The organism is Vibrio hepatarius (genome assembly GCF_018860525.1).
Lineage (GTDB): Bacteria > Pseudomonadota > Gammaproteobacteria > Enterobacterales > Vibrionaceae > Vibrio > Vibrio hepatarius_B.
On sequence record NZ_JAHKPM010000069.1, the window covers coordinates 12,297 to 38,952 of the forward strand.

20 protein-coding genes are annotated in these 26,656 nt (G+C 41.3%); 11 read left to right on the forward strand and 9 right to left on the reverse strand.

Annotation, left to right across the window (positions count from 1 at the left end; translation table 11 throughout):
* Positions 1-2: 2 nt before the first annotated feature.
* Positions 3-998, reverse strand: a complete 996-nt coding sequence (locus KO511_RS20835; protein WP_436840234.1) for a sigma-54-dependent Fis family transcriptional regulator — start codon at positions 996-998, stop codon at positions 3-5.
* A gap of 239 nt (positions 999-1,237) precedes the next feature.
* Here KO511_RS20835 and exaC point away from each other — a divergent pair, with 239 nt between their 5' ends.
* On the forward strand, positions 1,238-2,758 hold the full coding sequence (exaC, locus tag KO511_RS20840; protein WP_215989311.1) for an acetaldehyde dehydrogenase ExaC: 1,521 nt from the start codon (positions 1,238-1,240) through the stop codon (positions 2,756-2,758).
* A 58-nt stretch (positions 2,759-2,816) separates the two neighbouring features.
* Here exaC and KO511_RS20845 read toward each other — a convergent pair whose 3' ends face one another.
* The 8 genes from KO511_RS20845 to KO511_RS20880 form a co-directional block, all read right to left on the reverse strand.
* Positions 2,817-3,644, reverse strand: coding sequence for a DUF6279 family lipoprotein (locus KO511_RS20845; RefSeq protein ID WP_125320513.1), 828 nt, complete (start codon positions 3,642-3,644; stop codon positions 2,817-2,819).
* A gap of 79 nt (positions 3,645-3,723) precedes the next feature.
* Positions 3,724-4,938 carry an L-2-hydroxyglutarate oxidase gene (lhgO, locus tag KO511_RS20850; RefSeq protein WP_215989312.1) on the reverse strand — a complete coding sequence of 405 codons (1,215 nt, stop codon included), beginning with the start codon at positions 4,936-4,938 and terminating at the stop codon, positions 3,724-3,726.
* A 222-nt stretch (positions 4,939-5,160) separates the two neighbouring features.
* Positions 5,161-5,514: a 50S ribosomal protein L20 gene (gene rplT / locus KO511_RS20855; protein WP_125320511.1), complete on the reverse strand. Its 354-nt coding sequence runs from the start codon at positions 5,512-5,514 to the stop codon at positions 5,161-5,163.
* Between the two features lie 41 nt (positions 5,515-5,555).
* Positions 5,556-5,750 carry a 50S ribosomal protein L35 gene (rpmI, locus tag KO511_RS20860; RefSeq protein ID WP_019275792.1) on the reverse strand — a complete coding sequence of 65 codons (195 nt, stop codon included), beginning with the start codon at positions 5,748-5,750 and terminating at the stop codon, positions 5,556-5,558.
* 118 nt (positions 5,751-5,868) lie between these two features.
* On the reverse strand, positions 5,869-6,420 hold the full coding sequence (infC, locus tag KO511_RS20865; RefSeq protein WP_125320510.1) for a translation initiation factor IF-3: 552 nt from the start codon (positions 6,418-6,420) through the stop codon (positions 5,869-5,871).
* A 3-nt stretch (positions 6,421-6,423) separates the two neighbouring features.
* Positions 6,424-8,352, reverse strand: coding sequence for a threonine--tRNA ligase (gene thrS / locus KO511_RS20870; RefSeq protein WP_215989313.1), 1,929 nt, complete (start codon positions 8,350-8,352; stop codon positions 6,424-6,426).
* 267 nt (positions 8,353-8,619) lie between these two features.
* Positions 8,620-12,573: a hypothetical protein gene (locus KO511_RS20875; protein WP_215989314.1), complete on the reverse strand. Its 3,954-nt coding sequence runs from the start codon at positions 12,571-12,573 to the stop codon at positions 8,620-8,622.
* 239 nt (positions 12,574-12,812) lie between these two features.
* Complete coding sequence (locus tag KO511_RS20880) at positions 12,813-13,937, reverse strand: DUF481 domain-containing protein (protein WP_215989315.1); 1,125 nt, start codon at positions 13,935-13,937, stop codon at positions 12,813-12,815.
* Between the two features lie 380 nt (positions 13,938-14,317).
* On the opposite strand from KO511_RS20880, the gene KO511_RS20885 reads away from it, so the two are divergent.
* From KO511_RS20885 to KO511_RS20930, 10 genes are all read left to right on the forward strand, one after another.
* Positions 14,318-16,123: an MFS transporter gene (locus KO511_RS20885; RefSeq protein ID WP_215989316.1), complete on the forward strand. Its 1,806-nt coding sequence runs from the start codon at positions 14,318-14,320 to the stop codon at positions 16,121-16,123.
* Positions 16,124-16,282: 159 nt separating this feature from the next.
* The gene (locus KO511_RS20890; RefSeq protein WP_215989317.1) at positions 16,283-17,431 is read left to right on the forward strand and encodes an S-(hydroxymethyl)glutathione dehydrogenase/class III alcohol dehydrogenase; all 1,149 of its coding nucleotides are present in this window, start codon (positions 16,283-16,285) and stop codon (positions 17,429-17,431) included.
* 66 nt (positions 17,432-17,497) lie between these two features.
* Entirely contained in the window at positions 17,498-18,337 is an 840-nt protein-coding gene (gene fghA, locus KO511_RS20895) for an S-formylglutathione hydrolase (RefSeq protein ID WP_215989318.1), read from the forward strand.
* A 17-nt stretch (positions 18,338-18,354) separates the two neighbouring features.
* The gene (locus tag KO511_RS20900; RefSeq protein ID WP_215989319.1) at positions 18,355-18,888 is read left to right on the forward strand and encodes a GNAT family N-acetyltransferase; all 534 of its coding nucleotides are present in this window, start codon (positions 18,355-18,357) and stop codon (positions 18,886-18,888) included.
* The gene (locus KO511_RS20905; protein ID WP_215989320.1) at positions 18,879-19,337 is read left to right on the forward strand and encodes a GNAT family N-acetyltransferase; all 459 of its coding nucleotides are present in this window, start codon (positions 18,879-18,881) and stop codon (positions 19,335-19,337) included. Before KO511_RS20900 ends, KO511_RS20905 begins: the two co-directional genes overlap by 10 nt.
* Before the next feature lie 290 nt (positions 19,338-19,627).
* Positions 19,628-20,851 (forward strand): multidrug effflux MFS transporter, encoded by a 1,224-nt coding sequence (locus KO511_RS20910; protein ID WP_215989321.1) that lies wholly within the window; start codon positions 19,628-19,630, stop codon positions 20,849-20,851.
* A 99-nt stretch (positions 20,852-20,950) separates the two neighbouring features.
* Positions 20,951-22,621, forward strand: coding sequence for an RluA family pseudouridine synthase (locus KO511_RS20915; RefSeq protein WP_215989322.1), 1,671 nt, complete (start codon positions 20,951-20,953; stop codon positions 22,619-22,621).
* 241 nt (positions 22,622-22,862) lie between these two features.
* Entirely contained in the window at positions 22,863-23,417 is a 555-nt protein-coding gene (locus KO511_RS20920) for a lipocalin family protein (protein ID WP_215989323.1), read from the forward strand.
* Between the two features lie 105 nt (positions 23,418-23,522).
* A complete protein-coding gene (locus KO511_RS20925; RefSeq protein ID WP_215989324.1) occupies positions 23,523-25,316 on the forward strand; it encodes an FG-GAP repeat protein in 1,794 nt (597 codons plus the stop codon).
* Positions 25,317-25,519: 203 nt separating this feature from the next.
* The gene (locus KO511_RS20930) at positions 25,520-26,428 is read left to right on the forward strand and encodes an aldo/keto reductase (protein WP_215989325.1); all 909 of its coding nucleotides are present in this window, start codon (positions 25,520-25,522) and stop codon (positions 26,426-26,428) included.
* Positions 26,429-26,656 lie beyond the last annotated feature (228 nt).

Below are 26,656 nucleotides of genomic sequence, written 5' to 3' on the forward strand. Positions count from 1 at the left end.
AATTAATAGCCCAGAGCTCTGAGCTTGCGATAAACCGTATTGCGACTCACTCCTAATTCTCGTGCCACTTTACTGATGTTACCTTGGTTTGACTTATACACATCAAGTACAGTTTCATTTAGGGTTGTGTTTAGATCTGTGCTTGGAGATTCTCTAACAAGAGAAACACTTTGCAATGATTGTTGCCACTGTTGGGGTAAATGTTTAAATTCAATTTCAGCGCTGTCATCAGCCATTAATGCGGCAACTTTTATAAAATTATCGAGTTCACGTATATTTCCCGGCCACAGATAAGCCATAAGCCTTTCCATCACAGGCTTTGAGATCTTCTGTGCCTGCTTGCGATACTGGGCATGGATACTTTCAATTAGCTGGGCCTTATCTATACGCTGCTTAAGCGTGGGAAGTCTTACAGTCAAACCATTGAGGCGATAATATAAGTCTTGGCGAAAACGACCTTCAGCGATCAATTGCTTTAAGTTCTGATGCGTAGCCGAAATCACTTCTATATCAACATTATAAGAACGTGTAGAACCCAATGGCATGACAATCTTATCTTGTAAGAGCGATAACAAACGGCATTGGGCCTGCAGTGACATGTCTCCAATTTCATCAAGAAACAAAATTCCTTTGTCAGCTTGTCTAATTCGGCCACTGTAGCCTTTGGGATTTGCCCCTGTAAATGAACCTGGCGCATAGCCAAATAGCTCAGATTCAATAAGATCATTGGGTAAAGCCGCACAATTGACCATCACTAAAGGCTTATGAGAAAGACGGCTGTAGTTATGGAGAGCTTTTACAAACTCGCCTTTTCCCACACCCGTTTCTCCTAGGATAAGTAAATGAATACCTGAGCCAACTACCTTTCTCGCATCCTGCCATGCCTGATCAACTTCTGGGTCCCCATAGTGAAGACCGAGTAAAGGCTTGAGAATATGTTTCGCTTTGGCAGTTGATGAGGCTAGCCAAGAATCCATCTGCAAAATGTGTTGCTCCATATCTGTTCCATAGTTGAACATACTAACCGTACCAAAATAATACAGTTAACAATGAGATCATCCCTTTTACTTCTCTGGTGTCTCTTTATCTCCGTTTCTGAAAGCACGGGTACTCTAGCTTTACTCGACTTTTACAACAAGCTTGCAACATTTGGCCTGTGATTTGCGTTAAGTTGCGTCGCAAATAATGAGTTCAAACATCACTTGCACAAAAAATTGAATAAAAATAAGGACATTTTATGATTTACGCACAACCTGGCAGCCCAGATTCGCTTATTGAATTTAAAACCCACTATAACAACTACATAGGCGGAGAATGGGTCAAACCTCAATCTGGCGAATACTTCGAAAATATCTCCCCTGTAAACGGACAAGCATACTGTCAAGTAGCTCGCTCAAACGAGGCTGATGTTGAACTTGCACTCGATGCTGCACATAAAGCCAAAATATCTTGGGCAACGACCAGTGTTAGCGAACGTGCCAACTTGCTGCTTAAGATTGCCGATAGAATTGAGGAAAACCTTGAAGTTCTCGCCATTGCTGAAACATGGGAAAATGGCAAACCAATTCGCGAAACGCTAGTCGCTGACCTTCCTTTGGTCGTTGACCATTTCCGCTACTTTGCTGGATGTATTCGCGCTCAAGAAGGCAGCGCAGCCGAGCTTGACGTCAATACAGCAAGCTATCACTTCCCAGAGCCCGTTGGAGTAGTAGGACAAATTATCCCATGGAATTTTCCAATGTTAATGGCAGCATGGAAATTAGCACCGGCTCTTGCTGCTGGCTGCTGCGTTGTTCTTAAACCTGCTGAACAAACGCCAACGTCGATTCTAATATTGATGGAGACCATCGGCGAACTTCTCCCGCCTGGGGTAATCAATATAGTCAATGGTTATGGTAAAGAAGCGGGTCAAGCGCTGGCAACAAGTCAGCGTATTGCAAAGCTTGCCTTTACTGGTTCGACCGATGTCGGTCAACATATCCTAAAATGTGCAGCAGACAACCTCATTCCCTCAACGGTTGAGCTTGGTGGCAAGTCACCTAATATCTACTTCGCTGATATTTTTGATCACGAAGACGAATATTTAGAAAAATGTGTGGAAGGCACACTACTGGCTTTTTTCAATCAGGGAGAAGTGTGTACTTGTCCTTCAAGAGTCTTAGTCCATGAGTCGATTTATGATCGTTTCGTCGAAAGAGTAGCGGAACGTGCAAAACATATTCTACAAGGAAACCCTCTTGATACAAATACTCAAGTCGGTGCCCAAGCTTCTCAAGAGCAGTTTGATAAGATTTTAAGTTATTTGGAAATAGGCCGCCAAGAAGGGGCAAAAGTTGTGTTTGGAGGTGAAATCGCTCAACAAGCAGGAGAGATTGAATCAGGCTATTACATTCAACCTACTCTATTGGAGGGACACAACAAAATGCGTGTGTTCCAAGAAGAGATTTTTGGTCCAGTTATCGCCATCACCAAATTCAAAGATGAGCAAGATGCCCTAGCTATTGCTAACGATACAGAGTATGGGCTTGGTGCGGGTGTTTGGACTCGTGATACCAACCTTGCCTACCGTATGGGCAGAAAGATTGAAGCAGGTCGCATCTGGATTAACTGCTACCATGCATACCCTGCGCACGCGGCATTTGGTGGGTATAAAAAGTCAGGTATTGGCCGAGAAACTCACAAGATGATGCTCGATCATTATCAAAATACTAAAAATCTATTAGTCAGCTATGATGTCAATCCAATGGGTTTCTTCTAGATTTTTATTTTTCTTAGCTATCTAAGCGCCTGATGGCGCTTTTTTCACCAATTTTAAACTACTGAATTTCAACTGCAATATCTCGCCAATCCTCTAACTCTTGGCGATAATGAAGTGTTTGTTTCTGTGATACAGAATTGACAATTTTCACCAAATAGTAATGAGCTGTCGATCTATTATGCTCAATCTTTTGCTGCAATTTCTCAGTGTAAAAACTGGTCGGGTTAAACATCAATTGTTCAAAATGGGGGGTAAAATAGTCATCATCTAAACGACGGTTGAGCAATGTATTTATCTCAACTCTCATTTTAGTTTGGTGTTCAATCCAATCATAGGAAGTAATATCAAGCTGTGAGACCCAGTCAGCGATCCATAGTTGCTGATCTGAACTTAGTGGTCCCAGCCAGTCTTCAATGTTATTGGTCATCTTTTTTCGGTAGTTATCTCTAATCTCTTGCTCAGATAACTTCTGGTATTTCTTTTTATAGCGGGTATGACGGACACGAATGCTATCCATCAGCTCTTCAACTTGCTGATCTGAAAGCTGCTTAGCCAATATATAAACGTCGGGCGCAATATGACGCAGTAGCCTTTGTGTATGTGCCTGAAGTTTCTTTTCCTGCTGCTGCACATTAGCTATAGTCAGAGTTTGGGGATCAAGAACAATCAAGTCATTTAAATGTTGAATATAATGAGGTAACTCTTGCTGCTTATGCCACTTGGTGAAGCTTTCAAGCTTATCACCTAACAAAGTTTCTTGCTCGTCCGTCAGCTCAACGAAGTCATCAAGATATTCAATCAATAGCCAATCGATATTGTTATAAACAAACTTTGTACCGCAACCTGTCAAAAACAAGCTCAGCAACAGTAATCCCCATTTTCTCATCACCAGTCCCTCGCCCTACACCAACGCTATTATAGCTGCCAAATTGCCGCATAACCTTACTCATGCAAATACGAGCAAATTAGGTGCCAGGCGCAAATTTTTCGGCAACTTTTTCACATATGTACGCACCAATTGGTATAGCTGCTGTCGCTGCTGGGCTGGGGGCATTGCAAACATGTAAGCTGCGAGTACTTTCTGCAAATAAAAAATCGTGAACTAATGTCCCATCCTCTAATACTGCTTGGGCCCGAATTCCCGCTGGATAAGGTTTTAAGTCTTTGAGAACCAAGTTAGGGCAGTATTTTTGAACTTGTTTAAGATAAGCCGGTTTCCACCAAGAATTGAACAACTCGATCAAGCCAGTTTTACAATGCATACGCGTTACACGCCAAAATCCTTTGAATTTAAGCATTTGCAGTGTATCCCGAACGCTGAAATTAAGCTTAGAATACCCCTCACGTTTCCAACCTTGAACTGCATTGGGGCCTACGGTTACACTCCCATCAACCATTTTAGTCAAATGTACCCCTAAGAAGGGTAAATCAGGATCAGGAACTGGATATATGAGGTGATTTACTATCTTGTTATGCTTTGAGTCAAGTTGATAATATTCACCTCGATAAGGAACAATTTGAAAGTGTGTTTCAATCCCCAGAATCGACGTTAACCGATCAGCCATTAGGCCACCGCATGTAATTAAATATCGGGTATTTAGCTGCATTGTCTGGCCAGCTCTTATACTAGTCAGTTGAATCTCAGACTCAAATTCATGCCCAGCCATCACTTCTGTTGATAAACTCACTTCGCCACCAAGATCGGTAAACTCTTTTATCATGGCGCGAGTGACTGCTTTGTAATCAACAATACTTGACTGCTTTATATGCAGGGCTCCGAGTCCTGTGACGTTCGGTTCTATTTGTTTAAGCTGATATGGATTAAGCTGCTCTACATCAATCTCGTTCTGCTTACAGCGCTCAAACAGTGCCTGCATCCTTTCAAGTTCAATACTTGATGTAGCGACAATCAACTTGCCGCAATTCTTGACTTGGATATTATGATAACCACAAAAAGCTATTGTCTCTATCGCTCCTTGCTTACAAAACTTAGCTTTGAGACTATTCGGTGGATAATACACCCCTGCATGGATAACGCCGCTGTTATGCCCAGTTTGGTGTTGAGCAAAATCTGGTTCTTTTTCTAACAGCAAAATTCTTTTGCTCGGATATTTTTTCTTAAGCTGCCATGCCGTTGAAGCACCTATGATACCACCACCAATGATAATATAGTCATGCATGATGTCCGTTTCCTACTACCACTGTCAGAGTGATAATTGTATGTGCAAACCAGTATCAATACGTGTATCGAGAGCACAGTCACCGCAAGGTGTTGCTTTGAGTTTAATTTAAATGATGGAAGTGTGATTTAAAACGTTACAAACAATAAACGTTACAAATAATAACAGCAACAAAAAAGGGAGCCTAAGCTCCCCTTTTTTAATCCTAATCACTGACTCTAATTAAAGAGCAGCTTTCGCTTTTTCAACAAGTACTGTGAAAGCAGATTTGTCGAATACCGCGATGTCCGCAAGGATCTTACGGTCGATCTCGATAGAAGCTTTCTTAAGACCGTTGATTAAACGGCTGTAAGATAGACCATTCTGGCGAGATGCCGCATTGATACGTGCAATCCATAGTTGACGGAATTGACGCTTCTTATTGCGACGGTCACGGTAAGCGTATTGACCAGCTTTGGTGACTGCTTGGAAAGCTACGCGGTAAACACGTGAACGTGCTCCGTAGTAACCTTTAGCTTGTTTTAGAACTTTCTTATGACGTGCACGAGCTTGTACACCACGTTTTACGCGAGGCATTATGCTTCTCCTAAACTAAACGATAAATAAACTAAAAAGAATTAAGCGTATGGCATCATACGAACAACAGCAGCCACTTCACATTTAGGAAGGATTGCGTTTGGACGTAGTTGACGCTTGTTCTTAGTAGTACGCTTAGTCAAGATGTGACGTTTTGTAGCGTGCTTGAACTTAATACCACCAGCAGTTTTCTTGAAACGCTTAGCAGCACCTTTGTTGGTTTTCATCTTAGGCATGATGAATAACTCCGCATTGTAGTAGTTTAATAAACATGTAATCAGGGCGAATAAAACCCCACTACGTTCTTTCCTAAAAGAAAAGAACGGCGAGGTCAAATTACTTGCAAGCCACTAATTACTTCTTTTTAGGGGCTAACACCATTATCATCTGGCGACCTTCAATACGACTTGGGAAAGATTCAACAACAGCTAGTTCTAGCGTGTCTTCTTTCAAGCGTTTAAGAACGTCGACACCGATGTCTTGGTGTGCCATTTCTCGGCCACGGAAGCGAATAGTTACTTTCACTTTGTTGCCTTCTTCAAGGAAACGCGTCAGGTTGCGTAGTTTTACCTGATAGTCTCCAATATCAGTTCCAGGGCGGAATTTAACTTCCTTAATCTGGATCTGCTTTTGCTTCTTCTTCTGCTCTTTAGCAGCTTTGCTCTTCTCAAAGAGGAATTTACCGTAGTCCATTACGCGACATACAGGTGGCTCGGCATTTGGACTAATTTCTACAAGGTCCATACCAGCATCTTCAGCTGCTGTTACTGCTTCTTGGATTGATACAACACCAACTGATTCACCGTCTGCGCCTGTTAAACGAACTTCACGAACGCCACGAATTTCACCGTTTAAACGATGAGGATTTTGTTTGGCCGGTTGTTGGCCGCGTCTTCCGCCTTTAATAGCTTATTCCTCCAGATTGAGCTTACGGCTTGAGATCTCGTCTTGGATGTAGGAAACAAAATCATCCACTTTAAATTTACCGAGATCCTTACCTTTACGAGTACGTACTGCTATTTCTCCGGCTTCCATTTCTTGGTCACCACAAACCAGCATATACGGCACACGCTTCAAAGTATGTTCGCGGATTTTAAAGCCAATCTTCTCATTTCTCAAGTCTGCTTTAGCTCTAATTCCACATTTTTGTAGTTTTTGGGCCACTTCCTGAGCATAATTTGACTGTTTATCAGTAATATTCATGATTACAGCTTGCTCTGGAGATAGCCATGTTGGGAAAAACCCAAAGTATTCTTCAATCAAAATACCGATGAATCGTTCCAGTGAACCCAAGATTGCGCGGTGAATCATCACCGGTACTTGACGTTCATTGTTTTCATCAACGTATGTCGCACCTAGACGGCTCGGTAGATTGAAATCGAGTTGAACCGTACCACACTGCCACGCACGATCAAGACAATCATGCAAGGTAAACTCGATCTTAGGTCCGTAAAACGCTCCTTCACCTTCTTGAATTTCATATGGGATCTCCATAGATTCAAGAGACTTCTGAAGCGCTTTCTCAGATTCATCCCAAATTTCATCTGAACCAACACGTTTTTCTGGTCGAGTAGACAGCTTGACAACGATATTGTCAAAACCGAATGTCTGGTATGTATCGTATACCATCTTGATGCAAGAAGTCACTTCTTCTTGTATCTGACTCTCAGTACAGAAAATATGAGCATCATCCTGAGTGAAGCCACGCACACGCATAATACCATGTAATGCACCTGATGGCTCATTACGGTGACATGAACCAAACTCAGCCATTCTTAATGGCAAATCACGGTATGATTTCAGACCTTGGTTGAAAATCTGTACATGCCCAGGACAGTTCATCGGTTTAAGGGCGTAATCTCGATTTTCTGAAGCCGTGGTAAACATGGCTTCAGCATATTTATCCCAGTGGCCAGAACGCTCCCAAAGTACACGGTCCATAATAAGTGGACCTTTTACTTCTTGATAACCGTATTCAGTCAGTTTCTCACGTACAAAAACTTCAAGATCACGGAAAATTGACCAGCCATTATGGTGCCAGAACACCATACCTGGTGCTTCTTGCTGCATGTGGAACAAATCTAGCTGCTTACCGATTTTACGGTGATCACGCTTAGCCGCTTCTTCAAGACGAGTTAAGTGTGCTTTTAGCGCTTTCTTATCGTGGAAAGCCGTACCGTAGATACGCTGCAACATTTTATTATCACTGTTACCACGCCAGTATGCGCCTGCTACATTGAGTAACGTAAAATGCTGACAAAAACCCATATGTGGTACGTGAGGGCCACGACACATATCAACGTATTCTTCATGATGGTAAAGCCCTGGACGGTCGTCACGTGCAACGTTTTCATCCAAAATTTCTATCTTGTAGGATTCACGACGCGTTTCGAACGTATCGCGTGCTTCCTGCCAGCTCACCTTTCTTTTGATAACTTGATACTTAGTTTTAGCCAGATCTTTCATGCGCTGTTCGATCTTTTCTAGATCTTCTTGCGTAAGAGAATGCTCTAAGTCGATATCATAATAAAAACCATTGTCTATAGTAGGACCGATCGCCATTTTAGCTTCAGGGTAAAGCTGCTTAATCGCGTGCCCCAAAAGGTGAGCACATGAGTGACGAACGATTTCTAGACCATCTACATCGTCTTTTATCGTAATGATTTCAAGGTTTGCATCTTGTTCAATGAGATCACATGCATCAACACGATTACCATCAATACGTCCAGCGATGGTTGCTTTCGCAAGACCCGGACCAATTGATTGAGCCACATCGAGAGTTGATACTGGATTGTCAAATTGACGTTGACTGCCGTCAGGAAGAGTAATAATTGGCATTTAATTGTCCTTACAGTGGTGTTGCACACCAAGCAACACTTGATTTATTTATATTTCTTTAAATAACAATATGTTAAATAAAGAAAACTAAGATTGATAAATGTTGGATCACTTTTAGGAACAAATACAGATGAACCTCTCAATGAGCCAAGCACGAATACTAATGTATTCTGTGTGAAAAAGACACTGATAAAAACGCTATCTCTCAAGTAAAATTAAAGGATTGTAGATATATAAAAGCTTATTAACCAACGCATAAAGCTTCAATCAATCCATATTTCTTCCTGCCATCAATTTTGACAATCTTAAATACAGAGGATCAAAATTTATTCTGGCTGGCAGCTTCGTTAATTTATCAAGTATTAGTATTCGACGTACTTCTTTTTCTCTAGCAGAGTGTGATGATGGTACATCATCAAACTTACCAACCGCTTCGACAAAATCAGTTTCAGTTGCTATCTCTTTTTCATACAGTCCACGACGTGAAGAAGCCTGACTAAAAAGGGATATATTGTCTTCTGATATTCCCATTTTTTCCAGACAGACTTTGGTTTCTATTTCGAGCATTTCAGGACTTCTTTGCATACTGGATACCGTTGTAGCTCCAGCAGCTACGCCATACAATAAAACTAACTTCAAAACCTGATAAAATTCATTATCCTTGATAGTGCCCGATATACACTCTTCAACTAAAACGATAATCTCACCAGTCAACGTTAATATCACAATTCCTTCTAAGGCTTCCATTACAGTTGTCGTTTTATCATGGCTGTTATAAAAATTTTTGAGTCTTTTAAACAAGTTTGTTTTACGTTCAACGCTGACTCCATAGCGATTTATAACACTTTGCATATCCACACTTTGACTGTTTATTCTCGGTAGACCGTCTCCCTTTTGGGCCAATAGTTTAGTAAGGGCTGACATTTCTGGGCGTTCTCTGGCAATTCGAGTCACCCCCTCTATCGCTTCATCAGGATAGTTTTCAATCGTTTGCTTCGCCTGCGCTAATTCACGACCTTTTAGTTGCATTGATGCCCTTTTCAATAAAAGTCGTTTCATCGCTTTCGCCGTTAACTGCGCGCCGCCTCCGCCGAGTGCTTCCCCTCCAATTGACACTAAAGTTTTTACTATTATGCCTTTCATTAATTTTTCTTTTTCTGCTGGCTCATCCTCAACCCCTAATAATCCAATATCTAGGGCAGTATCAGTGATAAAAGTTGTCGCTATGCCTGCAATGATCCCTGCCGATAGTCCAGGAAACATGATCGCTAAAACAGAGGCAATGGTGTAACCAGCAATCCTTAAAGGGGTTCGCCACCACTCAATCGTATCTTTCCACCATTCTTCATTATATGAGACCACTTCGTCGTCCCATTCCGTTAGATAACTATCTTTAATGTCTTCAAAGATTTTATTGGCAAATGCACTCCCAGCGTTAGGGTTGAAGACCCTTTCCTCGGATGCTTCATTGGACCTTCTCCATGTAAAACTTTTGTGTAGTCTAAGGAGAGAAACAAAGTCGTTCATTCCAGCTTTGAAGTTTACAGCGCCTATGTATTGGTTCACCTTAGAGTCATCAGAGAGATGGTCTTTGAAAAATTGGTTATAGGGCTTATGTCGATTTCTCAGTTGAAATATCTCACTAAGCTTTAATATTTCCATCTCCGTCGGGCTTTCAAAACCAAATGCCGTTCTCATGCAATATTGAGATACTCGTCTTAGTGCTTCATCCAGATCTGGCATGGTAATATTTCCACCCTGAGATGATAACCATTGCGCGTAACGATCAATGTCTCTCATAGCACCCATCCACCCTGAATCGGTGATGGGGATATTTCTTATTTCCTCGCTATTTTTCGAATAAAAACCCAGAGAAAACGACACCCTAAAATCTTGGGAACGGTATAGCCTAAGTTTGTCAATAAAGTTTCTAGGGATAGGGATGACTATGGATAATCTCAAATTAACTAATAGCCCCTCTGTCGTTGTCGATTGCTGTTGAGTTAGAGGAACAAATATCAAGTCAGGATTTGATACTCCTTCTTCTCCAATATAATCAGCGGTTCCAAAACTGGCTTTTCTTTCACCACGAGAAAACTCATCCAACCAACCTCTGATCTCGCTCTTTTGGTTCTCATCAACCTCCCCTCCACCAATCGATATATCCATTAGTGCTAAAAGCTTCAGGTGGGTATCAATCTTATCAACAATGAAAGACCGATTGTCAGTCAGCGTGTTGTCAACCTTTTCGGCGTACTTTTCATCAAGGCCTAAGTTCAAAATACGGTCAATCGTAGCCTGTTGCTCGTGCCTATATGGAAAAAAAACAGCATTATAATGTCTTCGTGCCAAATCGCCTGCTGACAAACTTTTCTTTTTCGGCAAAATCACACCGGTTGTGGCGTGATCAGAAAACACTCTTACCGCTGCCTGCCCGTCAGGAAAAACAAATAGACTTTGCAGTAGAGCGTCAATTTCTGGAGAGTCACCTTTTTGCAGCGTGAACGTGTCTTCGGGGAATTGGTATATTCGGTTACTTTGTCTAACGTAAACGATGACTCGGCCTTCTATTCCACGGTAACAGTAGGCCCTCACGACTCTGGTTGTATCGTCTGTATTGACCGACTTTCCAACCATATACATAAATAACTCGTCAAAATGTCGCTCGGCATTTAAAGCCCCTGGATAGAGAGAGGTCAGCATAGATCTAAAATAACCTATGTCTTCTAACCAAGTGGGGCCCCGACTAAGTGATGATGCCATATCCGCTGTTCTATGGAAGTATGGGGCTATTTCTTCATACCCTTCAAGACTAAAATCGGGTTTTACTGGTGGGTTCAATTTCGATAAAGCGTCAGTGATAAAATGCGACCGACTTAGTACTTTGTCTAAGTACCTTGGACTTGAATGTTCAACAATTGTTGCGAGAGGTATTGTTGGATAATATTTTTGTGAGTAAAGCTTTTCAAAAGGCCCTTCATCGAATCCTCCAGCCTGGACAAGCACAGTATAGGCACTTTTTAAATCATGGGTCGCTTCTACCTGACTATTGTTCATTAACACTACATCTTGAGTCCATATATCGCCTCGAGTCAATCGGATCATTGTATCCGATATGTCGTCAAATACATGACCTACATTGATAAGCTTTCCTTTTTGTTCTGACCCTTGTTTTGTTTTTTCTTCATCCAGTTCGATAAAAAACTTAACCATCACATCCTCTTCTCCAAAATTGATACTGGGTAAAGAAACAGAGGACAAAAGCGATGTATGCACAATCGCATAGTCAACAAATGTGGCCCATTTGCTGTGTTGGATTTTTGCTTTTTCGCTGAAAATCCGATCGGATCCCCAAGATAGTTTGCGGTCAATAGACGTGATAACATTTTCTTCAAATGAAGTTATATCTTGTCTTGGGCTTATTTTATATAACTGCCTAAACCTCCCCTTGAAGGCCAACTCTTCTGCATTATCAAGCTTAAATTCTTCTCTTTCTGTCAGCATTAGAGCTTTTCGTTCTTCCAATTGAGCTAATGCTGTTTGGTATAAGTTCAGTTCACGCGAGGTAAGTGTTAGCAATCTATTCTGTATTGCGATTATTTTTTTGTTTGTTATCTCAATTTGAGAGTCGAGTAAATCTTCAATAGCATCAAGAAGTATTTTTTTCTTAAACTGCCCTTCTACTTCTATTTCTGGTGTATTGAGCGATAAATATAAAAGCTCTTCTTTGAGTTGGTTAACAGGCACAATCGAATTGAGCGAAGAATTAATAATGTCATTATTGATTTTTTCTTCCTGAAGTAAAATAAGCTCACTTCTTAATATATTTCGGGCTTGTATCGCCTCTTGTCTTTTTCTCCATTCATTATTTTCAGCTTCCGTGTGACCTAAACTCTCATAACGTTCAAAATCATCATCTTTATCCTCTATTCTTAGCTCTAAACGATTAATAAGTTCAATTTTTTCTGCGATTTTGCTATTCAAAGAAGAAATTTTGTTCGGTTCATTCAATGAAATGACAGACTCAGGAGAGGCAACACCATCAAGTTCCGACACCCTCGATAAGTCTTGCTTTTTACTTTCTTCAACTAATCCATGCCAAGAAGAAGTCAACGGTGTGGGGGTGTTTTCCACATCAGAGTCAGCAGTTAAAACCCCAGTATGTACCTCTGTAGATAAGTCTTGGCTCGATATTAGAGTGGGTATTACTTCCTTTGCCATAAATTAGCATTCTCAAAAGATCAAATTTGTTTACAGTCTATCTACATGAAAAGTAGTAATATTGTAAATAACAATCGAGTGGAAAACTCGATTTGATATCTTATTTATCATACAAATTGAATCCGCATAAATTCAGAGAGCACTGAATAAGAAAGAAGACTAAGAAAAAACTTCATAACAAAATTACGCACTCAAACAATATTGCTTGAGTGCGTATAAACAGGAGATTGTAAATAGAGTTACAGTTCGTAACTCAGGCCAACGAGCATTTTATAGTCGTCTTTTTCTGGTACTTTGCCGTCTGAATCAGCGGTTGGATCAGAAACATGGTCCCATACACCATCTATGCTAAGATCTAGATCACCCACTAAGTCAATATCGAAACCTATAGAATTAGTATGATGAACCCCGCCCGACTCTTCACTCTCCCAGACCATATTGTAGTCATAAGAAAAGTCGATATTTTTGGTAAGTTCATAGTCAAAATTTGAGTCCAGCTTGAATGCGCCACTATTTGCGGTCGATGAATTACCCTCTTCTACCGTAATAAATTTGGTGTAGGTATAGGCAGGACCAATAGTCACGTCCCATTCAGTGGTGTCATTAGCGATAAAGAAGTAACCGACACCCATTGAGGCTGTGATTTTATAATCTAAGTTCTGAAACTCATCGTTTTCAGCTTTAAGATCTAGGGGTCTGAAGAACAATTTGTTATCAACATAAATATCATAAGAACCACTCACTTTGGAGTTGTTGGCAGTTTTTTCATCATTCGATTCTTTGGTTTCATGACTGGCATTGAGCTGGGTTCTTGACTCGACAGTATTGCGCTCTGCATCAATATCTCCATGCAACGTAAACTCATCTGTGTTACCACTGCTCATGTCCATACCAAAAGTAAACTCTGCATCCCACTGCTCTGAATCCTTTTCATTACCACGGTATATAGATACAACTTCAGTAACAGGAAAAGACATCTCTTGATCAACGTTCGTCAGATAAAGCTTGTTGCTACGAATCGATAAGTAGCCGTCATAAATAGCCCCGTCAGCTGTACGAATAGTAAAGTAACCTGCAGTTTGGAGCTCTTGGATATCACCAAGTTCAATTTCCTGATCGCCAAGATCATCACTATCAAACTCAATTTCTTGCTTATAAGAATTTGAATCTTTTTTAATCGTACCGTTAAGCTCTCCCTTGATCACTTCTCCTGACTTGAGCTTTACCCAATCATCATTGTCTTCAAAGTATACCGTTTGGCTATTAGGCTCATCGATCACTTGTTCTGCTAATTGCTCTTTTGCAAAAGCACTAGACTGTACAGCACAAATAGCAATAAATAATGTTGTAGATTGTAATTTCATATCAATATATCTGTATAGTTTTACACCATTTAACCTAGCAACAATAAATAGATAGTCATTAATTATTGTCATAAGTAAGAAAAGCTCATGTCAATCTTGTCAGACCACATTCAGAAAATTTACCCACGAAGTACAAACTTAGGCCTGTATGCTTGCTCTTGATATCAAAGTATTAACCTTCTTAAGCAAGAAAAACGAAATATTTTCCATCACACACAATTAGCTCCTATGCTGAGAGAATAATGTATAAATAGTTTTATCTTTAATGTAGATATGAGGTCATAGAAAGCATTAGCCAGAATGGGGAATTTAGTAGCTTTTTTCAATAATTTAAGCTCTAAATCCCTAAAAACTCAGCCATATGGTAGAAGGGATTAATCATGCCGATTTATCCAGCAACACTTTTGTTCATTAGCTCATTTCTCTTGATGGGTAGTCATGGCTTGAGTGGTATTTTATTGCCTGTGTCTCTTGCAGAAAGCAATATTAGTGTCGAAATCATCGGCTTTATCCTTTCTATGTACTCGGTAGGTTTTTTACTCGGCGCAATTCTTGGTAAACGTATTTTACGCCGAATTGGCTTAGTCCGGACATTCGCGATGTGTGGAAGCTTAGGGGCCAGCGCTATCCTAACTATGGGATTAAATGCCGACATGTGGATTTGGGTGCTGATGCGGTCCTTAATGGGATTTTGTATCGCTTGTGCTACAGCAACATTGGATGTTTGGTTTAATAGCGTTTCAACCCAATCAAATCGAGGAAAACTTCTTGCTATTAATCAGATAGTTATTCTAAGCGCTATTACAATTGGCCAATTTGGTCTTGTGATAGCAGCACCAAGTGAAATTACTCTTTTTCTGATCTGCGGTGTGTTGTTTAGTATATCAGTGACTCCTGTCATCTTCGTGGCACAATTTGAGCCCAGTATCGAGTCAATACCAACCATTCCACTCAAAGCAATCTACACTATTTCTCCGTTGGGATTCATCACCTGTTTTGTATGTGGTGTTTTATACTCCACTTTAATCAATATGTTGCCTGTTTATGCCGGTGGTGTCGGACTAAATGGATTCGAACTCTCTATGTTTATGGGCGCTGCAACTGCAGGGGGGATTTTACTCCAAATCCCAATAGGCCATCTTTCTGACCGCTTTGAAAGACGTAAGGTGATTTTAGGCAGCAGTTTTGTGCTCGCAATCGTGTGCTTTGCTTTACCCGTTTCAATTGAGTGGCAATCCCCAATCGCACCTTTTTTTCTCGCTGCAATGACAATGGGTCTAATTGCCTGCCTTTACCCATTAAGCATTGCAGAAGCCTTCGATCACTCAATGAAAACTCAACTTGTACCTGTAGTCTCTGGTCTCCTTTGCATCTATGCTATAGGCGCAATTATTGGCCCTTACACAGCATCTTTATTAATGGGTAGTATTGACCAAAGTGCGTTATTTACTTTTGTCATTATGGTCGATTTGGCACTGATTACATTTATTATTTACCGAATGTCAGAGCGCGAAGCCCTCCCTGTTGAGGAACAGGAAACATTTGTTATGCACACTCCGGCTTCCGTTCACGGAGAGCTTGACCCTCGCACTGACTACCAAGACAGCTCAGTTAAGTGGGAAACAGCACTCTTGCAGATCGATCAACTTACGGCTTCAAGCCCTATTAATGCCATCACTTTCATTCGTAGCCTTGTGAATAAGCAGCCTCAGTGGGCAATTTCTCTAGTGGAACGGACAGGTAAAATTGACAATATTGATACGACACATATGTTTCGGTCGCTCGCTCTTACGCACCCCGAGTTATCACTTGATATAGCTAACCAACTTGCCAGTTCTGACGATAACCAAATAGAAGATCTCGTAATATGGCTGGCCGAAAAACAACCTGAAAATGTGTCAGCCATACTCACAGCCATGACGGAATCTATTGACTCCGACCAACGGGCCATAAGTGATACTACTGTGGCAAACCCACCTGAACAACCCGTTCAAACTTATCAAGAAATAGTGGCAAGCGAAGGCCAAGCAGAAGAGGTCGATATATCACAGCCCCCTGTTTATGAAACGATGAATGAGTGGAATATTCTAGCTGTATCAGAAAATCCTCTCCAAAATGCTCATGATATTAGCGACGTTGTGGAACACCAAGTGCATAAAAATGATTTTGGACCCGGCCCTTCTTAAGCTCTCGCTTATTTTACAGTAAGTTCTCAAAATAGTGAGATGCCAAACAAACTTTTACAAGACTTCACTAAAAACTGGGAACTGCCTATTTTTCATGGTTAAATCTCAGATTAAAGCTCAATAAACACAGTTAGTTAAAGGTATAACAAGGAAATTCTAATGGCACTAGATATCAAACCAGGTCAAGAGTTTATCAAATCTAAAGCCGCCGTCGCTTGGGCAGCAGGTGAACCCCTTAAGATGGAAGAAGTCGATGTTCAACTGCCCAAAAAGGGGGAGGTGTTGGTGCGTATCGTAGCAACCGGTGTCTGCCATACTGATGCCTTTACCCTTTCTGGTGAAGATCCAGAGGGTATTTTTCCTGCCATCCTTGGCCATGAAGGGGGTGGAATTGTTGAAATGGTTGGCGAAGGTGTAACCAGCGTTGTCGTAGGCGACCATGTGATCCCACTTTATACTGCTGAGTGTCGTGAGTGTAAATTTTGTACATCAGGCAAAACAAATCTTTGCCAAGCCGTGAGAGAAACGCAAGGTAAAGGACTAATGCCAGATGGAACAACACGCTTTTCTATCGATGGCAAACCAATTTTTCACTACATGGGTTGCTCAACCTTCTCTGAGTACACGGTACTACCTGATATATCATTGGCTAAGGTCAACCCACAAGCGCCTTTAGAAGAAGTATGCTTATTAGGGTGCGGCGTCACAACAGGTATGGGAGCGGTGCTAAACACCGCTCAAGTAGAAAAAGGTGACACTGTAGCAATATTTGGTCTTGGTGGTATCGGCCTATCTGCAATCATCGGGGCGAGAATGGCTGGAGCTAGTCGCATTATCGGCATCGATATTAATGAAAGTAAATTTGATCTTGCCAAACAACTTGGGGCAACAGATGCCATCAACCCGAAAACAATCGATATACCTATCCAAGACTTTATTGTTGATATGACAGATGGCGGTGTCGATTATTCGTTTGAATGTATTGGTAATGTTAACGTTATGCGCCAAGCTCTTGAGTGCTGTCATAAGGGATGGGGAGAGTCCGTTATTATTGGCGTTGCGGGGGCAGGCCAAGAAATTTCAACGAGACCTTTCCAATTAGTTACTGGTCGAGTATGGCGTGGTAGCGCCTTTGGTGGTGTTAAAGGCCGCTCTGAATTACCTGAGATTGTAGAGCGCTATATGGCAGGAGAATTTGGACTTGAGGAATTTATTACCCATACAATGAGTCTAGAAGAAGTCAACCACGCTTTCGATCTCATGCATGAAGGGAAAAGCATTCGCACTGTTATCCATATGGACAGATAAACCCTCCTTTTTGATACTCATAGTCACCATAAATCAAGCTATGGTGGCTATGCTAGAGATAACGATATGAACTTAATCAATATCAGCCAGAGCAAAGTGGCTGGTGGCTGGCACAAACAATACAGCCACGAGTCAAGCAGCCTTAACTGCACAATGCGTTTTGCCTTATTTCTTCCACCAAATGCAAGCATGGCCTCTCCTGTGCCTGTCGTGTATTGGCTTTCTGGATTAACCTGCACCGACGAAAACTTCATGCAAAAAGCTGGGGCATTTAACACCGCAACCAAGCTTGGTCTCGCGATTGTCGCCCCCGATACTAGCCCGCGCGGTTATGATGTAGCGGACGATGAAGCATACGATTTGGGCAAAGGCGCTGGATTCTACCTAAATGCGACCCAAGAGCCTTGGTCTAAGCATTACCATATGTACGACTACATAGTAAAAGAGCTACCCTCGTTAATAGAGGCTAACTTTCCTGTGTCAAATATCAAAGCGATCTCAGGGCACAGTATGGGAGGACACGGCGCGTTAACCATTGGGTTGAACAACCCCGATAGCTTTACATCTATCTCAGCCTTTAGCCCAATTTGTAATCCAACACAGTGCCCTTGGGGACAAAAAGCGTTTAGCGCTTACCTTGGACAAGATCAGGAAACCTGGAAGACTTACGATGCTACGGAGCTACTCAAACAAAATTCATCACCGCTACCTATTTTGGTCGATCAAGGTGATACAGATGGCTTTTTGCACGAGCAATTAAAACCAGAATTACTGATTAGCTCCGCAAAAGTTCATAGTGCAAATCTTGAACTGCGTATGCAAAAAGGTTACGATCATAGTTACTATTTTATCTCCAGCTTTATTGACGATCACCTGATGTTCCACGCGAAACATATGTCTAAATAAACAGAGGTAGAGTGCAAATGAAGCTAGTATCACCATCCTATGAATATCAGTCTGCGTTCTTGTCTTTCTATCAAGAATTTGAGAACAATGATAGTATCAATGCAGAATACTATCGTGAAGGCGTTGATGACTTTGATTCCTATGTTCAGCGATTAACTAGCGAAGCGAGCGGCATAAATCTACGCCATGGATATGTCCCTTGCAGTCACTTCTGGATGATGGACACAGAGGAAAATTTAATTGGCGTGATCAGAGTCCGCCATACCATTGATAACCTTTTTCTTTCTTTTGAAGGCGGTCATATCGGATACGATATCGCGCCTTCTTATCGTGCTCGCGGCTATGGAAAAACCATGCTAAAGCTCGCTCTACCGATTGCAAAATCGCTCGGTATATCGAAGGCTTTGATCACTGCCGATGAGAAGAACAACTCCTCCCGTGGGGTGATTGAAGCAAACGGGGGAGAGTTTATTGATATCGTGATGGGGAAAGTTTTCCCTTACCCAATTGCTCGCTATTGGGTTATTTGCAAGGCAGACACATGCAGTTAAGAAAAGCCAAAGCCAGTGAATTGGATAGTATTTATGCCATGGGATTTGATGTATGGGGGGATGATCTTCCTTTTCAAGATTACCTATCACACTGCCGTCAGAGTAAGAAGTACCAATCAGGTGCTTGGTATGTTTTGGTCGACAATAAAACTATAGTTTCCTCGGCTATTGTTTACCAAGGTGCTTTCGGGCTTGAAGAAGGCTGTTTTGGAATCGGCTCTTTAGCTACACCTCCCTACCAGAGGCAAAAAGGTTATGCATCAAAACTAGTTGCATTACTAAAAGATGAACTATTTGGCCGACAAAAGTGCCAAGCTTTGTATTTGCATAGTGATATTCACCATGAGTTCTACACAAAATTGGGATTTAAGCGCATTCAAGATACTCATTGCATGTTGTACTCAAAAGAGGCACGACCACTACCCACCGTTCACCCCTGTTATTTTTAGTAATACCTCGCTCTTAAGACTAGATGAGTAAGAAATCTTTGTTATTCATCCCAACATTGCGACATTATGCAATTGTTTTGTTATTTATTTACAATGTAGCTTGTCAAATAATAATAAAATGTTAGATTGGCTCATCACTTATTCACAACTAAGTGGTGGAATGCATTACCTTAAGGCATTATTCCTCTCTAGCCTTCAGCATTCCTCAAATAATAATATTTTTGGGCTTATACAGCACTATATGTGGCCGTAGCTCGCGTCATCTACAACATACTTCAGTTGGATTAATTATGTTTCCTATTTCTCATCAAGGAAAATGGTTTCGTTTTCTGCTGATGCTGATTTTTCTTGCAGCATCGATGGAGACCGATATTTATTTACCTACATTTCCAGACATACTAAAAGATTTAAATACTAACGCTGTCATGGTTCAGCGAATTATCAGCTACAACTTTATTGGCATCTGTCTTGGCTCACTCATCTATGGCCCTCTATCGGATCATTTTGGCCGTAGGCCTATTATGATGTTTGGCTTTTTCATATTCCTTGGTGCTAGTATTGGCTGCGTATTTGCACAAACGATTGATCAATTGCTCGCATTTCGTTTAATTCAAGGGTTTGGTAGTTCTGCCTGTATCATTGTGGGCACCACCATGATCTTCGATCTTTTTGAAGAAGAGTCCGCAGCAAAGTTAGTGTCAGACCTCAACACGCTGACAGTCAGCGTCATGGCTTTTGCCCCGCTTATTGGCGGTTGGATCAGTATTCATATGGGATACCATGCAAACTTTAAGTTTATCGCCGCCTTAGTCTTTATCTCAGCGATGACATGTTTCTTCTTTATACCTGAATCTCTGCCATCCAAAAAACGTAAAACGTTGATTCTCAGTCGAGTAACTACTGATTACAAGTGTGTACTTTCATCCTACTCATTCTGGTACAGCACACTGATAACCAGTTTAACTCTCGCAGGCTATATGGTGTTTGTCTCAAACATGTCACTTTTGTATGTTGATAACCTTGAAGTCAAGCCTGAGTATTTTCCATTTCACCAAATGGCCACACTAGGAACTTTTGCTCTAGTCAGCTTGAGTAACGGACGCCTTATCGACCGATTCGGTGTGGAAAAACTAAAGAGCTCTGGGCTCTGCCTGATTTTTCTTGCCGTCGCCACGTTCTGGCTGGTGCCAAATACGATATTAAGTTCACCAGGTTTTCTGACCTTTATAGTGTGTGTATTTTCAGTAGGTGCAGCACTTTCTATTGGGCTTTTCTTTGCAGACTCCATGCAAGTGTTTCCTGAGATGACAGGCATTGCGGCCTCCTTGGTGACATCCATCCGACTTGTCATTGTGGCTATTGCTATTGATACAGCAAGCAGCTTTTATGATGGTTCTTCTCAGTCTGTAGTCAATGCGATGACAGCGACCGTTATGGCTATTGCGTTCTTGGTATTGTTGCGCAGTGCTAAACGATTCAAACAACCAAAGTTGAGGAACAATCTCAGGGTATAAGCTTTCGGAAGCTTGCAGCCAAATACCAGCAGGAGCCATTGGAAATTCATCGATAAATGAGTAAAATCTGGCTCCTATTTGGTCACCTTGGCAAATCATATGCATCATAGCACTTATCCTTTTACCCTTTTCAATGCTTGTATTGATGAATATATCTTGCCTGAAAAATTCACTTTCCCGTTTTTCTATGAGCCTCATCCGCTATGTAAACTTGCTGCCAGCGAGCTTCAACACTACCTAATGACTCAGAAAGAGTGGGCTCATAACTTTGGGCTTGATCATAGCTATGACGGAGTGGGAAAAATGTTTGGGGTACTTATTGCTGAGTCTCAGCAAGGTGACATTGGTTATCTATCCGCTTTTTCGGGGAAAGTCGCTGGGCAGAGTGAGCTGACACGCTTTGTTCCTCCCGTCTTTGATATGTTTGCTAAACAAAGCTTTTTCCATGCTGATAATAAAGAGATCATATCGATCAATGACCAGATCGATATTCTAAATAACAGTGCTCAACTGACAGAGCTTGCCATTCAGTTAGAGAAATTCGAATCAAGATATCAACAAGAAGAAAGCGCTCATCGAGAAAAAATGATCGCCAATCGATCTGCAAGAAAATCGCAGCGTCAATATGCTCAGTCTCACCTCAACGATATAGAACTTAAGCTTGCTCTGGAAGAGCTCGCAAAACAAAGTGTGGATGATAAAAACACGCTTAAATACCTAAAACTAGAGTGGCAAGGCAAGATTCATAAGGTTAAAAGCGAGTGGCAAAAACTTATCTTTGAGCTAAACCAGCTCAAAGATAAGCGAAAAACATTATCAAATGCTCTTCAACATAAATTGTTTGAGCAATATCGTTTTTTTAATATTCACTCGGAAGAAAAATCGCTAAACTCAATATTTGAGGGCACGACACCTCCAGCGGGTGCTGGGGAATGTGCAGCACCAAAGCTTCTCCACTACGCGTTTAAACATGGCTTTAAACCGCTTGCTATGGCTGAGTTTTGGTGGGGAAATTCACCTGCATCAGAGATCCGCCAGCATAAGACGTTCTACCCTTCATGTCACAGTAAATGCCAGCCTATTTTAGGCCACATGCTGCAAGGTATGGAAGTGGACGACAACCCTCTTGAGAAAGCATGGGCAGAGCATGATCCGATGGACATTGTATTTGAAGACGAAGCGATAGTTGTCATCAATAAACCTGCCGGCCTACTCTCTATTCCTGGTAAAACCATACAAGATTCTGCCATTACTCGGCTTCAAAAGCGCTATCCAGATGCTGAAGGCCCATTTGTAGTACATAGGCTAGATATGGCAACATCAGGACTACTCGTGTTCGCCCTGACCAAACGTGCCAACAAAAGTTTACAAAAGCAGTTTATTACTCGAACAGTGAACAAGCGCTACGCAGCAATTGTGGAAGGAGAAGTCCAGCACCAAAGCGGGCAAATTAACTTGCCAATGCGAGGCGATCCTGACGATAGGCCACGCCAGCTAGTATGCTTTGAACATGGTAAATCTGCTGAGACTCATTGGCAATGTATTGAGACCAAAGATGGTCAGAGTAAGTTATATCTCTATCCTAAAACGGGAAGAACTCATCAACTAAGAGTCCACTGTGCTCATCGACTCGGGCTCAACATGCCCATGTATGGGGATGGCCTCTATGGACAAAGAGCGAAGCGATTGCACCTCCACGCACAACGGCTAATCATCGATCATCCTTACACTAAAGAACGAATGATCTTTGAGGCCGAAAGTCCGTTTTAGTACCCTATTTTACAGAGTGAAAACCAGCGGGTTATTTAGGCTCACTGTGAGTTGTATTTCTTAGTTTTACATAAACCTATGACTTTAATAATTTTATTTTCGGCTTTCTAGCTAGAGAACGGTTTTCATAGAGAGTATAAATTTTGTAGATTATGGCTTTTTCATTCAGCTTTTTGGCCTTATTCACTGTGATCCAATTTATCCACTTTACGTAACAAGTACTTTAATTTTGGGGATACTGATGAGAAATATACTGATAACTTGTGTTCTATTCGCCCTGTCTGGCTGCTTGGGTATGCCCAACAACGTCGAACCCGTAAATAATTTTGAAATTAATAAATATCTTGGTACATGGTACGAGATTGCTCGGCTAGACCATTCCTTTGAACGTGGGTTATCCGACGTCACTGCGCAATACTCACTAAGAGATGATGGCGGAGTGTCCGTTCTCAATCGAGGATACGATGCAAAGAACGATGAATGGAGCGAGGCCCAAGGCAAAGCCTTTTTTGTTAACAGTGCCGATGAGGGGTATTTGAAAGTGTCATTTTTCGGGCCTTTCTATGGTTCTTACGTCGTGTTTGAACTTGATAAAGATAACTATAGCTATGCATTTATTTCAGGGCCTAACCATGACTATCTTTGGCTTCTATCTCGAACTCCCACAGTTGACCAAGAAATTATCGACAAGTTTAAACAAATGTCCGAGCAGCGTGGTTTTGATACCAGCGAAGTGATTTATGTTGAGCAAAAAAAGGGGGGAGCTTCGAACGCTCACACACTCGACAGCATGTAACCTACATTAAGTGATTCAGCCAGACCTTGTATATTTTACACTAACAACTAGCATTAATATCACTTATATCACTTATATCACTTATATCACTAGGGTCGAGATACAATGTCTGTGTATAAAAATAGCGTCTTATTAATTCTCTCGGCTGTACTTACTTTATACGGATGCGGAGATAGCGGTGGTGGTGGTGGTGGTGCTACTACATATCCAGGGGCTAAAGGTTTAATACCACAAGAATTTAACCTTCAAGATATTCTTGTCACAAAAGAGAACATTACTTTCAAATGGAGTAAGTCTAACGGTGCGACTAATTACATTCTATGCCGAAAGGATGCCGAAAAAGAAAATAATTGTGACGAACAAAGCACAACATCTTCTCTACAAATGGCATTACCAAGTTCAGGCGTATTAGAGATATTGAAAGAACAATTTTTTGTGATTGCCCTAAATGAAAATGGTCAACGATTCTCAAATGAGAAAGCTGCTGCCCCACAAGAACTTTCGGTTTTAATTCAGTATATAAAAGCTTTTAACACGGATTCACATGATGAGTTTGGTTTTAGTGTTTCTCTATCCAGGGATGGAACAACACTCGTTATAGGTTCGCCTTTTGAGCAATCAAACACAACGGGCATTAATAGCTCTGGTTCAAATAACAATTCACTAATACAAGCTGGAGCCGCATATATTTTTCGCTTTGATAATAACAGGTGGAATCAAGAAGCGTATGTTAAGGCCTCTAACACCGGTGAGGCCAATTTTTTTGGAATGAACGTTTCTTTATCATCTGACGGTAATACTCTTGCTGTAGCAGCACCAGGTGAACGCACTAATGGAATTAACGCAGGTGCTGTATATGTTTATCGTTTTAATGCTGGCTCGTGGAGCGAAGAAGCTATCTTGAGAGGATCGAATACAGAGACTAGTGACTTTTTTGGTAATTCTTTAGATCTGTCAGGTGATGGAAAAACCTTAGTGGTCGGTGCTACTGAGGAAGCTTCACTCTCAACAGGTATTAATGGTGACCAAGGCAATGACCCTTTAGGTACGCAAGATGCTGGTGCCGTTTATCTATTTCGTTACCAAGGCGGCAGTTGGCCACAAGAATCCTATATAAAAGCCTCTAATACTGATGCAGATGACCGATTTGGATCCTCGGTAGCCTTATCAGACAATGGCAACGTCTTAGCAGTAGGTGCGACTAATGAACAGTCCAATTCAATTGAGATTAACGTTGGGCAGTCCAACAACAATCTGACAAAAGCTGGTGCTGTTTATATCTATAAGTACAAGACTAGTTGGGCTCAAGAAGCGTATATTAAGCCACTTAATACTGGCTCTGGTGATTTATTTGGTAGTTCTGTCTCTTTATCATCAGATGGTAACATCTTGGCAATAGGAGCAAGTGAAGAAAGTTCGAATTCCAATGAAATTAATATTGGTTCAGGCGATAACAGTGCCTTAGAATCTGGCGCGGCGTATATCTTTCGTTTTAATGGTATAGAGTGGTCTCAGCAGACTTATATTAAGGCTTCTAACAGTGGAGCAGGAGATTATTTCGGTGTATCAGTATCCTTGTCTGAGGATGGCAATACCCTCGCAGTGGGAGCCTCATCTGAGGACTCTAATTCACAAAGCGTAAACGGTGAAGATAATAACAACACCGCCAACTCCGGATCAGCTTATACATTCTTCTTCAATGGTTCAAATTGGATCGAACAAGCATACATAAAAGCATCCAACACGGGTATGAATGACTTGTTTGGTATCAGTCTTTCCCTATCTGGCGATGGGAAAAAATTAGCGATTACAGCCAGAGAAGAAGATTCCAATTCAACAGGTGTTAATAGCCCAGAAAACGATAATAATGAAGACTCTGGAGCCGCATACATTTTCTAGCACAAACACTCCTACCCTAAGGCATTATGATGCTCGTATCAGCAAGCTTTAGGTGGGAGTCCTAGATATATTCGGATGAGTAACTCACTCTCTACAACAAACTAATATTTTTTGTCTGCAAGCTCTAATTTGTTATCCATATCAGTTGAGCTATGTCACAAACAAGCTACTGTATAATCAAATCTTAATTGGGAGACAAAATCATGGTAGCAAAGGTAACAATAGCTCCACAGGGACCTGAATTTTCGGAGCTAATACAAGGCTACTGGCGACTAGCTGAATGGAAAATGTCCCCGAAGAAAAGGCTGTCTTTTTTAAAACAACATATCGATTTGGGTATTACAACAGTTGACCATGCCGATATATATGGGAATTATCAGTGCGAATCTTTGTTTGGAGAAGCTTTAAAACTTGAGCCTTCGATCAGAGATCAAATAGAGATTGTCACCAAGTGCAACATCATGTTGTGCGATAAACAATTTCCAAAGCGTAGAATTAACCACTATGATTCCAGCGCCAAACATATTTACACTTCAGTCGATAATTCTCTAGAACGTTTAAACATAGAACAAATCGACGTACTTCTTATCCATAGACCAGATTTATTAATGGATGCAGATGAAGTTGCTAATGCCTTTAATGAGTTATATAAAGTAGGAAAAGTGAAACACTTTGGCGTTTCAAACTTTACTCCCAATCAATCTCACTTACTACAATCTAGGCTATCCAAACCACTAGTAACCAACCAAGTTGAAATAAACCCTCTTAACTTTGACGTTGCCCATGACGGAACGCTAGATATATTACAAATGAATCGAACTCGCCCTATGGCTTGGTCTTGCCTCGGTGGCGGTCATATTTTCACTGGTTCTACAGAACAAGCTAAGCGAGTTAGAAAGGAACTAGAGAGTATCCGGCTCGAGCTTGGCGCCAAAAGTATTGACCAAGTTATATTTGCTTGGGTTAAAGCCCTGCCCTCTATGCCTATACCCATTATTGGTTCAGGCAAAATAGACAGAGTGAAAGCCGCTGTTGAATCTCTAAAACTTGAGCTGACCCGCGAACAATGGTATCGAGTCTGGGTAGCATCAAAAGGTCATGGGGTGCCATAAATTGACTTTTCAACACTAATCTTCGATAAGCGCTCAATTAGAGCGCTTTTTCAATAACTCAAATCTTATGTAAACAAGCCCCTATACACTTCTATTTCCCCTGCCTGAAACAGTAAGCTCAGATAAAAAGCCAAGGCATTATAAATCCCTCAATAAAGTAGAAAAAGAATAACCGCGAGTAACTTGAAGATATAGGATTATGCATATAACTTTTATGGTATAAATTCA